Origin of the sequence: Enterobacter sp. 61D5 (assembly GCF_034107965.1) — a bacterium.
GTDB lineage: Bacteria > Pseudomonadota > Gammaproteobacteria > Enterobacterales > Enterobacteriaceae > Enterobacter > Enterobacter cloacae_M.
The window spans coordinates 197,075-212,912 of sequence record NZ_JAWNFK010000011.1; the positions used below are offsets into that span (position 1 = coordinate 197,075).

Genomic DNA, 15,838 nt, shown 5'->3' on the forward strand with positions numbered 1-15,838 from the left:
CGTGGTCATCTGACCACGCCTCTCCCCCTCTGATAATCCTCTCTCCCCCGTTCATTCTCCGGTAAAATAACCCTACAAATCATGTTGATTTGTATTACAAAAATTCACCGGAAGAATATGATGACACAAGTTACAGGCAAGGCAGCGCTGCTGGCGCTGAGCATGATCTCGGCTTCAGCATTCGCATCACACTGGAGCTATGAAGGGGAAGGTTCACCGCAACACTGGGGCGAGATGGACGAGGCATATAAGACCTGTCAAAGCGGAATGAACCAGTCCCCTATTAATATTGATTCGACCGCTATCGCCCATCTCTCCCCGCTACAAACCCACTACGTTGATGGCCCTGTTACACTGACGAACAATGGCCATACCATTCAGGCAGGTGAACAGGCGAACACCCGCGATACTCTTACTCTCGATAAGCAATCCTGGACGTTACAGCAGTTCCATTTCCACGCGCCGAGCGAAAACACCGTACATGGCAAGAGATACGCGATGGAAATGCATCTGGTTCATAAAAATGCCAGTGGGGAACTGACGGTGGTGGCGGTCATGTTTGATAAAGGGGCCGCAAACCCGGAGCTTGAAAAACTGTGGCGCGTTATGCCTCAGCAGGCCGAGCAGAACGTCTCCATCAAACAGGATCTCAACCTGAACAAACTGCTGCCAAAAAATAAAACGTACTGGCGCTTTAGCGGTTCACTGACCACTCCACCGTGTTCAGAAGGCGTTACCTGGATTGTACTTAAACAGCCCCTGACGGTTTCTGCAGAACAACTTGCCAGATTCACCCAGACAATGCATCACGATAATAACCGTCCGGTACAGTCACTGCATGGGCGCGTCGTGGTCGAATAACACGCATTTTTCGCATGACGATCATGTTCTAAAATGCGACGCAGATCGCAAAGAAGAAGGGAAATCTGCTGCTAAAAACAGCAGATTATCCCGCTTCAGCGACGCATTTATTCAGAAATGATGAGAAGTTACGGGAAATTGTAAGCGCCCATAAAATAACCATTATTATATAACTTAATGATTTAAATAATGAATAATTTTTAACGGGAAGATTGGGTGGCGATTCCTTGATCTACAACAGTGGATTGTTCAAAGTTTGGCCTTTCATCTCGTGCAAAAAATGCGTAATATACGCCGCCTTGCAGTCACAGTATGGTCATTTCTTAACTCATGCGCATCGGACACCACCAGCTTAGAAATCGCCTGATCGCAGCCCCAATGGCAGGTATTACAGACCGGCCGTTCAGGACGCTGTGCTATGAGATGGGAGCCGGTTTAACCGTATCCGAGATGATGTCGTCTAACCCGCAGGTTTGGGAAAGCGATAAATCCCGCCTTCGGATGGTGCACGTTGATGAACCAGGTATTCGCACCGTGCAAATTGCCGGAAGCGTGCCTGAAGAGATGGCAGATGCCGCGCGGATTAACGTGGAAAGTGGTGCCCAGATTATTGATATTAATATGGGGTGCCCGGCCAAAAAGGTGAATCGCAAGCTTGCAGGTTCAGCCCTTCTGCAATACCCCGACCAGGTGAAAGCTATCCTGACGGCGGTTGTCAGCGCGGTGGACGTTCCTGTTACGTTGAAGATTCGCACGGGTTGGTCGCCGGAACACCGTAACTGTGTAGAGATTGCCCAACTGGCCGAAGACTGTGGCATTCAGGCCCTGACCATCCATGGACGCACTCGCGCCTGTTTGTTCAACGGTGAAGCTGAATACGACAGCATTCGGGCAGTTAAGCAGAAAGTTTCCATTCCGATTATCGCGAATGGCGACATAACTGACCCGCTTAAAGCCAGGGCTGTACTCGACTATACGGGAGCTGATGCTCTGATGATAGGACGTGCAGCTCAGGGAAGACCCTGGATCTTCCGGGAAATCCAGCATTATCTGGACACTGGGGAGCTGCTTGCCCCGCTGCCTCTGGCAGAGGTTAAGCGTTTGCTTTGTTCGCATGTTCGGGAACTGCATGACCACTACGGTCAGGCAAAAGGGTACCGAATTGCGCGTAAACACGTCTCCTGGTATCTCCAGGAGCACGCTCCAGATGACCAGTTTCGGCGCACATTCAACGCCATAGAGGATGCCAGCGTACAGCTGGAGGCGTTGGAGGCATACTTCGAAAATCTTGCGTAATGAAATAAAGAGCTGACAGAACTATGTTCGAACAACGCGTAAATTCTGACGTACTGACCGTTTCTACCGTTAACTCTCAGGACCAGGTAACTCAAAAGCCCCTGCGTGACTCGGTTAAACAGGCACTGAAGAACTATTTTGCTCAACTGAATGGTCAGGATGTTAATGATCTGTATGAGCTGGTATTGGCTGAAGTTGAACAGCCACTGTTGGACATGGTGATGCAATACACCCGCGGTAACCAAACCCGCGCTGCGCTGATGATGGGTATCAACCGTGGTACTCTGCGTAAGAAACTGAAAAAATACGGCATGAACTGATACTAATCAGTTAAATGCTTGTTTAAAAAGGCGCTCTTCGGCATGGGGAAGCGCCTTTTTTATTACCTGCGCTTCTCCGTCAACGCATTGTAAACCTTCGCCTCTCCCGCTTTTCAACCACGGTTTTTCGTGTATATTTCCCCCACCTTACTGGCGATCTTCCCGCGGAATGACACAATGATTCGTAAATACTGGTGGCTGGTTGTTTTTGCAATCTCCGTTCTCATTTTCGATGCACTCCTGATGCAGTGGATTGAACTGATGAGCACCGAAACCGATAAGTGTCGCAATATGAACTCTGTCAATCCGCTGAAACTCGTAAACTGCTCAGAGCTCGACTAACCGCCCGATTGCGCAAACCACCCCGTTATTACCCACTAAAAACGGGGATTTAAATCCCTTTGAGCCATTACCTGACGGTGATAATGTCTCGCCCTTCTCAACCGCTCTAGCGTAACCCCACACTCGAGTAGAACCGTCCATGCTGGTCAGCCAATACAACCCTATCCTTGTCGTCCTCTCCTTTGTTGTTGCCATTCTTGCTGCGTATACCGCGCTGAACATGGCTGCACGCGTCGCCGGGAGTGAGGGCGTCGCTGCCCGCGTCTGGCTGGCTGGCGGCGGTATTGCTATGGGGATTGGCGTGTGGGCCATGCATTTTATCGGCATGCTGGCGAAGGACCTCTCCATGAGCATGAGCTACAACGCCACCCTGACGGTGTTATCCATGGTCATCGCCGTAGGTTCGTCGCTGTTTGCGCTATGGCTCGTGAGCTGCGAGCAACTACGCCTGCGCCGACTGTTGCCCGGCGCGCTGGTGATGGGAAGCGGTATTGTTGCTATGCATTACACCGGCATGGCGGCGCTGGAGGTGATGCCCGGGATTATCTGGGACAAGATGTGGGTGGCCATTTCGGTCGTGATTGCGCTTGCCGCTTCGCTCGCGGCATTATGGCTCACCTTCCGCCTGCGTCGCGAAGCCGCGCAGGTCGTGCTGATGCGCATGGGTGCCGCCATCACGATGGGTATTGCCATTGCCGGCATGCACTATGCCGGGATGAAAGCGGCGCAGTTTCCCATGTCCACAATGGTTCATCATGAGGGGATTAACGGGAGCTGGCTGGCGGTGCTGGTCAGCGTCGTCGCGCTCTCTATTCTTGGGATCACCCTGCTGGTGTCGATGCTGGATGCCCGCCTTCAGGCACGCACCGCCCTTCTGGCCTCGTCGCTGGCAGAAGCTAACCGGGAACTCGCTCAACTGGCCCTGCACGATACCCTGACGCGTCTGCCTAACCGTATCCTGCTGGAAGATAGACTCGATCAGGCCATCAGCAAAGCCGATCGTGAAGGGAACCACTTTGCCCTGATGTTCATGGATCTTGACGGCTTTAAAGCCATCAATGATGCCTACGGCCATGATGTCGGTGACAGGCTGCTGGTCGCCGTTACGCAGCGTCTGCTGCTTCTTCTGAAAGGCCAGTTCACCCTTGCACGTATCGGCGGTGATGAATTTGTTCTGCTGGCAGAGGGAGAAGGTCCGGACGACGCGGCATCGCTGGCAAATTCGCTGGTGCGCGCGATCGATAGCCCATTCAATCTCAGCCCCTATGAACTGGTAGTGACCCTCAGCATTGGTATCGCACTGTACCCTCACGACGGCAAAACCGAGCGTGAGCTGATGTTTAACGCCGACGCGGCGATGTATCACACGAAGCATATGGGCCGTAACGGTTACCACTTTTTCCAGCCCTCGATGAACACCCTGGCGCAGACCCATCTCCAGTTAATGAACGATCTGTGGATGGCAATCGATCGCAATGAGCTGCGCCTGCTGTATCAGCCAAAATTTCACGCCCCGGCGGGCCCGGTCCTCGGATTCGAGGCGTTATTGCGCTGGCAGCATCCTAAGCAGGGGCTACTGACGCCGGACCTTTTTCTGCCGCTGGCGGAAAAAACGGGGCTAATCGTCCCCATTGGCAACTGGGTGATTCATGAAGCCTGCCGTCAGCTGCGGGAATGGCATCTCCAGGGGCATCAAAGCTGGTCAATGGCGGTAAATCTGTCGACACTGCAGTTTGAACAACCTTCGCTGGTTAAAACGGTTCTCGACTGCCTGGCACTTCACCAGGTGCCACCGGAAATGTTGATCCTCGAAGTGACGGAAACCACGGCGATGAGCAACCCGGATGAAAGCGTACGCGTGCTAACAGAGCTGACGGATGCAGGCGTGAAGGCCTCCATTGATGATTTTGGCACCGGATATTCGAGCCTGCTGTATCTCAAGCGCTTACCGGCCTGCGAATTGAAAATCGACAGGGCGTTTGTGAAAGAGCTCAGCGGCGAGAGCGAGGATGCCACTATTGTCTCAGCAATTGTGGCTCTCGCTAAAACACTTAACCTGAAAGTCGTGGCTGAAGGTGTGGAAACCGAAGCGCAGCAAGCCTTTTTAACCGAGCTTGGCTGTAACACCCTTCAGGGTTATCTGTTAGGTAAACCCGTTAGCGCGCAGACCATAGAGGCACTTTGTGCCCGAGGGGAAATGTTACCCGGCGCTGAACAGTAAGCACCCTCATCTGGCGACACGCGAATAACCGGGAGTGTCGCCAGTATGCTATCGACCAGAGCGGGAGCCTGCTGATAAAGATTAAAACTGTCGTTATTCATTAACCAGTTTTTAATTATTCCGCTAAAAAAACCGTGGAATACAATCAAGGTGAGATCAACATTCACCTGTGGCGAAATGATGTTTCGCGAAATACAGGTCTCCAGCACGGCACGTAGCGTGTCATCATTGAATCCAATACGCTTTCTGATTTCACGCTCTGAAATCATATCACTGCTAAACTCACACTTATGATACAAAATTTGTAAAAGCGCACATTGCCGGGGTTCATGGGCAATATACTGCAGCGCGGTAATAAATTGCTCACGAAGTTTTAACAAGGGATCGTCACTATCGGAAACGGAAAGCCTGTCGCGAATCATATCGCGAAGGGGTAATTGCTGTTCCCAGATGGCATTAAATATTTCAGATTTACTGGTGAAGTGCCAGTAGATCGCACCGCGCGTCACTTTAGCAGCATCAGCGATATCCGTCAGCGTCGTGCTGGCTACGCCACGCGTCGCAAACTGTCCGATAGCTGCCTCAATCAGTTTCTGCCGAGTTTGTTGAGCTTCTTCTTTCTTTTTACGCGCCATAGGCAACTACTCGTGACTCAAAAGGTTTAAAGGTAATATTGCTTTCATACAAATGTAAGTATTCACTAAAACCCGTTTTAATTTTGCACAAAAAAAGTCACCGCCATTAATCCATAATTAATACAAATATATCAAATCAATTAAATTGACACTATGAATAATAAGAAGCATTAAGTTTACTTACCTGATTAATATACATGAAGTATATCTCTGAATGGACATGGTTTGATTCTGATTTTTCTACAAGCATGGTCATTCGCACTTATAAATTAAAAAAGATTAAACATACTCATTATTATATGCAGCCACATTTTATTTTTATCCCTCTGCCCCACCACCGATTCGCGGTATATATCGGTTAATGGGTATTTAAAGGAACAGTAATGACGAATCATTTCAGACGCTTGCCCTTATCCGGTTTCATTGTCTGCGCGGTACTGCTTACTGGATGCGATGGTCAGGAAAATCAACAACACCAGCAGGCGCCTCAGGTCAGCGTGCATATTGTGAAAAGCGCGCCTCTGGCTGTCACCACTGAACTGCCGGGCAGAACAGATGCATTTCGCGTTGCGGAGGTTCGTCCTCAGGTTAGCGGCATAATCCTGCGCCGCAACTTCGCGGAAGGTAGCGATGTAAAAGCAGGTGAATCACTGTACCAGATTGATCCTGCGACCTATCAGGCAGCCTATGACAGCGCGAAAGGCGAACTGGCGAAGGCTCAGGCAGCGGCCAATATTGCGCACCTGACCGTGAAACGCTATCTCCCGCTGGTAGGCACCCAGTATGTCAGTAAGCAGGAGTATGACCAGGCCGTGGCGACGGCTCAGCAGGCAGATGCCAGCGTTGTTGCTGCAAAAGCCGGCGTTGAAAGCGCACGTATCAATCTTGCCTACACCAAAGTGACCTCTCCTGTTGATGGCCGCATCGGGAAATCCAGCGTGACCGAAGGGGCGCTGGTGACGAACGGGCAAGCCGCAGCACTGGCAACGGTCCAACAGCTCGATCCGATTTATGTCGATGTCACCCAGTCCAGTAATGATTTTATGCGCCTGAAACAGACCAGCCTGCAAAAAGGCGATACCGCCAGCAGCGTTGAACTGCTGATGGAGAACGGACAGCCCTATCCGCTGAAAGGCACATTGCAGTTCTCTGACGTAACGGTCGATGAAAGCACCGGCTCGATTACCCTGCGCGCCATTTTCCCGAACCCTCAGCATCTGTTATTACCCGGCATGTTTGTTCGCGCCCGTATTGATGAAGGCACCCAGCCGGACGCGATTCTGGTTCCACAGCAAGGCGTGACCCGTACACCGCGAGGCGATGCAACCGTTCTGGTGGTGAACGATAAAAACCAGGTTGAGTCGAGAACCGTCGTAGCCCCTCAGGCAATTGGCGATCGCTGGCTGGTGACGGAAGGGCTGAAAAACGGTGACCGCGTGATTGTCAGCGGGCTACAGAAAGTCGGACCAGGGGTAACCGTCGTCGCCACGCCGGATACCACCACGACTCCAACCGGTTAAGGGACGACGACATGGCTAATTTCTTTATTCAGAGACCGGTTTTCGCCTGGGTACTTGCCATCATTTTGATGATTGCAGGCGGGCTGGCCATTCTCAAACTCCCCGTAGCACAGTATCCAACCATTGCCCCTCCCGCCGTGGCGATTTCCGCGACCTACCCGGGAGCGGATGCTCAAACGGTGCAGGACACCGTGACCCAGGTTATCGAACAGAATATGAACGGTATCGATAACCTAATGTATATGTCATCCACCAGCGATTCAGCGGGTAACGTCACCATCACCCTGACCTTCGAGTCAGGAACCGACCCGGACATCGCCCAGGTGCAGGTACAGAACAAGCTGCAGCTCGCCATGCCGCTGCTGCCGCAAGAGGTTCAGCAGCAAGGGATTGGCGTGGAGAAATCCAGCAGTAGCTTCCTGCTTGTCGCCGGTTTTGTTTCAGACAACAAAAGTCTCACGCAGGATGACATCTCTGACTATGTCGCCTCAAACGTCAAAGATGCCATCAGCCGAACGTCTGGTGTCGGTGACGTTCAGCTGTTTGGCGCTCAGTATGCGATGCGCATCTGGCTCGACAGCAACGCGATGAACAAATACCAGCTGACGCCGCTGGATATTATCAACCAGCTGAAAACGCAGAACGATCAGATAGCGGCAGGCCAGCTGGGCGGAACGCCGTCCATTCCAGGACAACAGCTGAATGCCTCAATCATCGCGCAAACCCGCCTGAAATCACCGGAGGAGTTTGGCCGCGTAACGCTCAGGGTGAATCAGGACGGCTCGATGGTTCATCTGAAGGACGTGGCTCGCATTGAGCTGGGTGGCGAAAACTACAACATGGTCACTAAAATTAACGGGCAGGCGGCAACCGGCCTAGGGATTAAGCTGGCAACCGGGGCAAATGCGCTGGACACTGCGGCAGCCATTAAGAGCAAGCTGGCGCAACTGCAGCAGTTCTTCCCGCAGGGGCTGAAAGTGGTCTATCCCTATGACACCACGCCTTTTGTGAAGATCTCCATTCACGAAGTGGTGAAGACCCTGTTTGAAGCAATCATTCTTGTCTTCCTGGTCATGTACCTGTTCCTGCAAAACCTGCGCGCGACCCTCATCCCAACTATCGCGGTGCCGGTCGTTCTGCTGGGTACCTTCGCGGTTCTGGCGGCATTCGGTTTCTCTATCAATACCCTGACGATGTTCGGCATGGTGCTGGCGATAGGTCTGCTGGTTGATGACGCTATCGTGGTCGTAGAGAACGTTGAACGCGTAATGGTCGAGGACAAACTGCCGCCGAAAGAGGCCACGCAGAAGTCGATGGAGCAGATCCAGGGCGCACTGGTGGGGATCGCTATGGTTCTCTCGGCGGTCTTTATCCCGATGGCCTTTTTTGGCGGCTCGACGGGGGCGATCTATCGCCAGTTCTCGCTGACTATCGTTTCCGCTATGGCGTTGTCCGTACTGGTTGCGCTCATCCTGACGCCTGCACTCTGCGCAACGTTGCTTAAGCCCGTAGACCATCATGAGAAAAAAGGTGGCTTCTTCGGCTGGTTTAATGCGCTCTTTGATAAAAGCGTAGAGCACTACAGCAACAGCGTGAGCGGTATTTTGCGTAAGACAGGCCGCTATCTGGTGGTGTACGTCATTATTGTTGGTGGGATGGCGGTGCTCTTCTTGCGTTTGCCCACCTCCTTCCTGCCCGAAGAGGATCAGGGGGTGTTTATGACGATGGTCCAACTCCCGGCAGGTGCTACCCAGACGCGTACTCAGCAGGTCCTCGACCAGGTTCAGGACTACTATCTGAACAACGAAAAGGCGAACGTTGAATCCGTCTTTACCGTAAACGGCTTTAGCTTTAGCGGCCAGGGTCAGAACTCCGGTATTGCATTTGTCAGCCTGAAGCCCTGGGAGGAGCGCCAGGGGTCGGAAAATAGCGTCGAAGCCATTGTGGGTCGCGCGACGAAAGCCTTCAGTCATATTAAAGATGGCCTTGTGTTTCCGTTTAACCTGCCTGCAATTCTTGAGCTGGGTACCGCCACGGGCTTCGACTTTGAATTGATCGATCAGGCTAACATGGGGCATACCCAGCTGACGCAGGCGCGTAACCAACTACTTAGCATGGTGAAAAAGCACCCTGACCTGCTGGTTAACGTGCGCCCTAACGGCCTTGAAGATACGCCACAGTTCAAGCTGGATGTCGATCAGGAGAAAGCACAGGCGCTGGGCGTCAGTCTTTCTGACGTCAACCAGACGATTTCGACGGCCTTAGGTAGCACCTATGTGAACGACTTTATCGACCATGGACGAGTGAAAAAGGTCTACGTACAGGCCGACGCAAAATTCCGTATGTTGCCAGGAGATATTAACAGCCTTTACGTGCGCAGCGCGAATGGGGAAATGGTTCCGTTCTCAGCCTTTAGCACCGCTCATTGGGTCTATGGTTCACCTCGTCTGGAGCGCTATAACGGGATGCCCTCTATGGAGATCCTGGGTGAATCAGCCCAAGGTAAAAGTACCGGTGAGGCCATGGTTATGATGGAAAGTCTCGCGGCAAAACTGCCTTCCGGCATCGGCTATGACTGGACGGGAATGTCTTATCAGGAGCGGCTCTCGGGTAACCAGGCGCCTGCCCTGTACGCCATTTCACTGATCGTGGTGTTCCTGTGTCTGGCAGCGCTGTATGAAAGCTGGTCCATTCCGTTCTCCGTCATGCTGGTTGTGCCGCTGGGAGTCATTGGGGCTCTTCTCGCAGCGTCGCTGCGCGGGTTAAATAATGACGTCTATTTCCAGGTCGGCCTGCTGACGACGATTGGTTTATCGGCGAAAAACGCCATCCTGATCGTCGAATTTGCTAAAGACCTGATGGATAAAGAAGGCAAAGGCATTATTGAAGCCACGCTGGAAGCATCCAGGATGCGCCTTCGACCGATCCTGATGACTTCCCTGGCCTTTATCCTTGGCGTCATGCCGCTGGTGATCAGCTCCGGGGCCGGGAGCGGCGCGCAAAACGCCGTCGGTACGGGCGTTATGGGGGGAATGCTTTCCGCAACGCTTCTGGCGATTTTCTTCGTGCCCGTCTTCTTTGTGGTTGTTCGGCGACGGTTTACTAATCATAAAGAGTAATGTTTCCCTGAAAAGGCACCTCTGGTGCCTTTTTTTTATTTTTAACATAAACAATAAATTAGGCTTTACATGAAGGCAGTGTTAAAAATATGATGATTTGCATTAAGTAAAAACAGCCTCTTGCATCTTCATAATGTCTTAATTAATTCCTCCTAAAACCGACTTTTCTCCACAAATTTTACAAACTACATAATTTGAGATTATTCCTCGTGTAACGAGGACTTACCTGGGTGGTAAAATAACCGCCAGTTCGTTAATAGCCCTCCTGGCTTTATGGCGGATGAGAAATAATACTGAGGTAACATCATGAAAAGATTCATTTCCGTTGCACTTCTCGCTGCGCTGCTTGCTGGTTGCGCGCACGACTCTCCATGTGTACCGGTTTACGACGACCAGGGCCGACTGGTTCATACCAATACCTGTATGAAAGGCACCACCCAGGATAACTGGGAGACTGCGGGTGCTATCGCCGGCGGTGCTGCCGCAGTAGCGGGTCTGACGCTGGGTATTGTTGCCCTGACCAGGTAAAATCTGTTGAGAAAGCGCGGCTCTGGCCGCGCTTTTGCTTTTAATGAGTGCAGTATTTTCAAATAAGTAAAAAAATAGCCCCGTATCTATTCACATAATTAATCCAAGCCTGAAGTCAGTCACAGCTTTTTCGCATACTCATTCAAATTACCTGTTCTATCGTGATGATTTTCACACATTAATATTATTGAATACCCTGCCAATATTCACGCTGAAAACTATCTCTTCTTTTTCCTGACGCGACTCGAAACTTTTGCTCCAATTTGTGGCACAGGTTGTAATTTCGCACCGTTTCGGGGCGCTCGTTTTATTTAAGCCTGTCTACACTCAGCATTAAGCGTTCACTCGTCTCTTATTTTGTCGAACGCAAAACTGGCATTACGTTTGCTTTATAAACGTTGGCCAAAGCCACAGACAGGTAAAGCGTTTAAAAACGCCTCTATAACGATAAATTACGCCACACAGGATGCATTATGAAAAAGACGATGATAGCCAGCCTGGCCGCTGCAGGCATGTTGTTTGCCGTAGGCGGTCAAGCCCATGCGGGAACGACACTGGATGCCGTTAAAAAGAAAGGTTTTGTTCAATGTGGTATCAGTGACGGTTTGCCTGGCTTCTCTTATGCCGATGCGAACGGCAAATTTACCGGTATTGATGTGGATGTCTGCCGTGGCGTTGCAGCCGCCGTTTTTGGCGATGACAGCAAAGTAAAATATACCCCGCTGACGGCGAAAGAACGCTTTACGGCGCTGCAGTCCGGCGAGGTCGACATGCTTTCCCGTAACACCACCTGGACCTCCTCCCGCGATGCAGGCATGGGGATGTCATTTACGGGCGTGACCTATTATGACGGCATCGGCTTCCTGACCCACAATAAAGCCGGCCTGAAAAGCGCTAAGGAACTGGATGGTGCCACCGTTTGTATCCAGGCGGGCACCGATACCGAGCTGAACGTCGCGGATTATTTCAAAGCAAACAACATGAAATACACCCCGGTGACATTCGACCGCTCGGATGAATCGGCCAAAGCGCTGGAATCCGGCCGTTGCGACACGCTGGCCTCTGACCAGTCACAGCTGTATGCCCTACGCATTAAGCTGAGCAACCCGGCAGAGTGGATTGTCCTGCCTGAAGTGATCTCCAAAGAGCCTCTCGGCCCCGTCGTTCGTCGCGGCGATGAAGACTGGTTCTCTATCGTTCGCTGGACGCTGTTTGCCATGCTGAACGCAGAAGAGATGGGCATCAATTCCAAAAACGTTGATGAAAAAGCCGCTAAGCCATCCAACCCGGATATGGCACACCTGCTCGGTACAGAAGGTGATTTCGGCAAGGATCTGAAGCTGGATAACAAGTGGGCTTACAACATCATCAAACAGGTGGGCAACTACTCTGAGATCTTTGAGCGCAACGTGGGATCGGAAAGCCCGCTGAAGATCAAACGCGGCCAGAACAATCTCTGGAACAACGGCGGTATTCAGTACGCACCACCAGTACGTTAAGTCATAGCTGTAACGGGCACTGCTCCGGCAGTGCCCACTCCAGAGTCATGGTTACTGAGGTTTCTTTATGTCCCATCGCCGCTCAGCCGTAAAAGGATCGCTATCCTTTTCTCATCCCGCGGTCCGCGCCTGGCTATTCCAGATTATTGCTATTGTTGCGGTTGTTCTCATCGCCGTGTATCTCATCCATAACACCATCACCAACCTGAATAACCGCGGCATTACCTCCGGTTTCGCGTTTTTAGACCGCAGCGCGGGGTTTGGCATTGTTCAGCACCTTATTGATTACCAGGAAGGTGACACGTACGGACGCGTATTCGTGGTCGGTTTACTGAATACGCTGTTGGTATCGGCGCTTTGTATCGTCTTCGCGTCGATACTGGGCTTCTTTATTGGCCTGGCGCGTCTTTCTGAAAACTGGCTCCTGCGGAAACTGTCGACCGTTTATATCGAGACGTTCCGCAATATCCCCCCGCTCCTGCAGATCTTCTTCTGGTATTTCGCCGTACTGCGTAACCTTCCCGGTCCCCGCCAGGCCGTCGACGCATTTGAGCTGTTTTTCCTGAGTAACCGTGGGTTATCCATTCCTTCTCCTCAGCCGGGTGAAGGACTGTACGCTTTTATCGGCGCGATGGTGATAGCGCTTGCGCTCTCTGCGGGGGTATTCCGTTTTAACCGCAAGCATCAGATCAAAACCGGTCAGCTTCGTAGAACCTGGCCCACGGCAGTTGTCCTGATCGTTAGCCTGCCGCTAATTGCACACTGGCTGTTTGGGGCCGCTTTGCACTGGGATATTCCACATCTGCGGGGCTTTAACTTTCAGGGCGGGATGGTATTAATTCCCGAGCTGGCGGCCCTGACGCTGGCGCTGTCGATTTATACGTCCGCGTTTATCGCAGAAATTATCCGTGCAGGGATCCAGGCCGTACCTTATGGACAGCACGAGGCGGCACGCTCGCTGGGACTACCCCATACCGTGACGCTTCGCCAGGTCATTATTCCGCAGGCTTTACGGGTCATCATTCCCCCCCTGACCAGCCAGTATCTCAATATTGTCAAAAACTCGTCGCTGGCCGCTGCGATTGGTTATCCGGATATGGTGTCACTCTTCGCCGGAACCGTGCTTAACCAGACCGGACAAGCCATCGAAACCATCGCCATCACGATGTCTGTCTATCTGATCATCAGCCTGGTGATTTCACTGCTGATGAACCTTTATAACCGCCGTATAGCACTGGTCGAGCGCTAAGGATCTATGATGACAAAAGCGATACTGTCGCACTCCTCGCGCCCTGCCAACTCGACAGGTGGGCGTTTCATTCTCTGGGCGCGTAAGAATCTGTTCTCCAGCTGGAGTAACAGCCTGCTGACGATTGTCTGCCTGTGGCTCATGTGGGAATTGATTCCTCCCCTGCTGAACTGGGCGTTTTTACAGGCCAACTGGGTCGGTTCAACCCGAGCAGACTGCACAAAAGCCGGCGCCTGCTGGGTGTTTATTCATGAGCGCTTCGGCCAGTTCATGTATGGATTGTATCCGCACGAACAGCGCTGGCGGATTAATCTGGCGCTGGTTATTGGCCTGCTTTCTGTCGCAGCCATGTTCTGGAAAAAGCTGCCTCATCGTGGACGTTATATTGCCGGCTGGGCAGTGGTTTATCCGATTATTGTCTGGGTACTGTTGTATGGCGGTTTCCTGGGACTGGAACGCGTTGAAACACGCCAGTGGGGCGGGCTGACGCTGACGCTAATTATCGCTTCAGTGGGGATAGCCGGTGCTTTACCGTGGGGGATTTTACTGGCCCTGGGACGGCGTTCAAAAATGCCGATCGTCCGCGTGCTCTCCGTTATCTTCATTGAGTTCTGGCGCGGCGTACCGCTTATCACCGTGTTGTTTATGTCGTCGGTCATGCTGCCGCTGTTTATGGCAGAGGGAACAACCATCGACAAGCTGATCCGTGCCCTGGTGGGGGTGATTCTCTTCCAGTCCGCCTATGTCGCTGAAGTTGTGCGAGGTGGTTTGCAGGCGTTGCCTAAAGGCCAGTACGAAGCGGCGGAATCACTGGCTCTCGGTTACTGGAAAACGCAGGGACTGGTCATTCTTCCACAAGCACTCAAGCTGGTCATTCCGGGTCTGGTCAACACGATCATTGCCCTCTTCAAGGATACCAGCCTGGTGATCATCATTGGATTGTTCGATCTCTTTAGCAGCGTGCAGCAGGCAACCGTTGACCCTGTCTGGCTGGGTATGTCCACCGAGGGATATGTCTTTGCAGCTCTGATCTACTGGATCTTTTGTTTTAGCATGTCGCGCTACAGCCAGCATCTGGAAAAGCGCTTTAACACCGGGCGTACACCGCACTGAGGAAATTATGAGCCAAATAACTATGACACCCGCCGACGCGATGATTACGCTGGAAAATGTGAATAAATGGTACGGACAATTTCATGTCCTGAAGGACATTAATCTTAAGGTCAAGCAGGGAGAGCGCATTGTCCTGTGCGGCCCTTCCGGATCCGGGAAATCCACAACCATTCGCTGCATTAACCATCTTGAAGAGCATCAGCAAGGACGCATCGTGGTGGATGGCATCGAGCTGAATGAAGATATCCGCAATATTGAACGCGTGCGTCAGGAAGTGGGAATGGTCTTTCAGCACTTTAATCTGTTTCCGCACCTGACCGTTCTGCAGAACTGTACGCTTGCGCCGATTTGGGTACGAAAGATGCCGAAAAAGGAAGCGGAGGCGTTGGCAATGCACTACCTGGAACGCGTACGTATCGCAGAGCATGCGAATAAGTTCCCTGGCCAGATATCGGGTGGCCAACAGCAGCGTGTGGCTATCGCCCGTTCTCTGTGTATGAAACCGAAAATTATGCTGTTTGATGAACCGACATCTGCCCTCGATCCTGAAATGGTGAAAGAGGTTCTGGACACCATGATTGGGTTGGCACAATCCGGCATGACCATGCTGTGTGTGACGCATGAGATGGGGTTTGCGCGAACTGTAGCCGACCGGGTGATCTTTATGGACCGTGGGGAGATTGTTGAGCAGGCGCCGCCGGATGAGTTCTTTGCCCATCCGAAGTCAGAACGTACGCGAGCATTCCTGTCGCAGGTGATTCATTAGTCGTTAGCTCTGCCGGGTGGCGGCTTCGCCTTACCCGGCCTACCGTTTTTTTCGGCGCATGAACGCAAAAAGGCCATCCTTTCGGATGGCCTTTTCACTTATTTGATGCCTGGCAGTTCCCTACTCTCACATGGGGAGACCCCACACTACCATCGGCGCTACGGCGTTTCACTTCTGAGTTCGGCATGGGGTCAGGTGGGACCACCGCGCTAAAGCCGCCAGGCAAATTCTGTTACTTCTTGCCGAACTTTAACCTAAGTATAAAGTGGTGCTGATACCCAGAGTCGAACTGGGGACCTCACCCTTACCAAGGGTGCGCTCTACCAACTGAGCCATATCAGCACGCTAAATTTGATGCCTGGCAGTTCC

General features: G+C 52.1%; 13 protein-coding genes, 1 tRNA gene and 1 rRNA gene. 12 read left to right on the forward strand and 3 right to left on the reverse strand.

Features of this window, described 5'->3' with window-relative positions; translation table 11 throughout:
* Nucleotides 1–120 precede the first annotated feature (120 nt).
* The 5 genes from UTM25_RS13060 (at nucleotide 121) to UTM25_RS13080 (ending at nucleotide 5,040) form a co-directional block, all read left to right on the forward strand.
* On the forward strand, nucleotides 121–861 hold the full coding sequence (locus UTM25_RS13060; RefSeq protein ID WP_194401345.1) for a carbonic anhydrase: 741 nt from the start codon (nucleotides 121–123) through the stop codon (nucleotides 859–861).
* Between the two features lie 330 nt (nucleotides 862–1,191).
* Complete coding sequence (gene dusB, locus UTM25_RS13065; RefSeq protein ID WP_023309409.1) at nucleotides 1,192–2,157, forward strand: tRNA dihydrouridine synthase DusB; 966 nt, start codon at nucleotides 1,192–1,194, stop codon at nucleotides 2,155–2,157.
* Nucleotides 2,158–2,180: 23 nt separating this feature from the next.
* Complete coding sequence (gene fis, locus UTM25_RS13070) at nucleotides 2,181–2,477, forward strand: DNA-binding transcriptional regulator Fis (RefSeq protein ID WP_000462905.1); 297 nt, start codon at nucleotides 2,181–2,183, stop codon at nucleotides 2,475–2,477.
* Between the two features lie 177 nt (nucleotides 2,478–2,654).
* Nucleotides 2,655–2,819, forward strand: a complete 165-nt coding sequence (locus tag UTM25_RS13075) for a DUF2556 family protein (RefSeq protein WP_008502862.1) — start codon at nucleotides 2,655–2,657, stop codon at nucleotides 2,817–2,819.
* Between the two features lie 139 nt (nucleotides 2,820–2,958).
* Nucleotides 2,959–5,040 (forward strand): putative bifunctional diguanylate cyclase/phosphodiesterase, encoded by a 2,082-nt coding sequence (locus tag UTM25_RS13080; protein ID WP_194401346.1) that lies wholly within the window; start codon nucleotides 2,959–2,961, stop codon nucleotides 5,038–5,040.
* Here the strand turns inward: UTM25_RS13080 and envR are convergent.
* Nucleotides 4,956–5,675, reverse strand: a complete 720-nt coding sequence (gene envR, locus UTM25_RS13085) for an acrEF/envCD operon transcriptional regulator (RefSeq protein ID WP_320714851.1) — start codon at nucleotides 5,673–5,675, stop codon at nucleotides 4,956–4,958. The two genes, UTM25_RS13080 and envR, sit on opposite strands and share 85 nt — an antisense overlap.
* Before the next feature lie 383 nt (nucleotides 5,676–6,058).
* Between envR and UTM25_RS13090 the strand changes: the two genes are divergently transcribed.
* From UTM25_RS13090 to UTM25_RS13120, 7 genes are all read left to right on the forward strand, one after another.
* A complete protein-coding gene (locus UTM25_RS13090) occupies nucleotides 6,059–7,195 on the forward strand; it encodes an efflux RND transporter periplasmic adaptor subunit (RefSeq protein WP_194401348.1) in 1,137 nt (378 codons plus the stop codon).
* 11 nt (nucleotides 7,196–7,206) lie between these two features.
* Entirely contained in the window at nucleotides 7,207–10,314 is a 3,108-nt protein-coding gene (locus tag UTM25_RS13095) for an efflux RND transporter permease subunit (protein ID WP_194401349.1), read from the forward strand.
* Nucleotides 10,315–10,620: 306 nt separating this feature from the next.
* Entirely contained in the window at nucleotides 10,621–10,842 is a 222-nt protein-coding gene (locus UTM25_RS13100) for a lipoprotein (RefSeq protein WP_013099001.1), read from the forward strand.
* 473 nt (nucleotides 10,843–11,315) lie between these two features.
* Nucleotides 11,316–12,341 carry an amino acid ABC transporter substrate-binding protein gene (locus UTM25_RS13105; RefSeq protein ID WP_194401350.1) on the forward strand — a complete coding sequence of 342 codons (1,026 nt, stop codon included), beginning with the start codon at nucleotides 11,316–11,318 and terminating at the stop codon, nucleotides 12,339–12,341.
* Nucleotides 12,342–12,408: 67 nt separating this feature from the next.
* Nucleotides 12,409–13,590 (forward strand): amino acid ABC transporter permease, encoded by a 1,182-nt coding sequence (locus tag UTM25_RS13110; RefSeq protein WP_039260388.1) that lies wholly within the window; start codon nucleotides 12,409–12,411, stop codon nucleotides 13,588–13,590.
* A gap of 9 nt (nucleotides 13,591–13,599) precedes the next feature.
* Nucleotides 13,600–14,703, forward strand: coding sequence for an amino acid ABC transporter permease (locus UTM25_RS13115; RefSeq protein WP_038417796.1), 1,104 nt, complete (start codon nucleotides 13,600–13,602; stop codon nucleotides 14,701–14,703).
* Between the two features lie 7 nt (nucleotides 14,704–14,710).
* Nucleotides 14,711–15,469 (forward strand): amino acid ABC transporter ATP-binding protein, encoded by a 759-nt coding sequence (locus UTM25_RS13120; RefSeq protein WP_014171880.1) that lies wholly within the window; start codon nucleotides 14,711–14,713, stop codon nucleotides 15,467–15,469.
* A 107-nt stretch (nucleotides 15,470–15,576) separates the two neighbouring features.
* On the opposite strand, the gene rrf is transcribed toward UTM25_RS13120, so the two are convergent.
* A 5S ribosomal RNA gene (gene rrf / locus UTM25_RS13125) occupies nucleotides 15,577–15,692 on the reverse strand.
* Nucleotides 15,693–15,735: 43 nt separating this feature from the next.
* A tRNA-Thr gene (locus UTM25_RS13130) sits at nucleotides 15,736–15,811 on the reverse strand.
* Nucleotides 15,812–15,838: the final 27 nt, after the last annotated feature.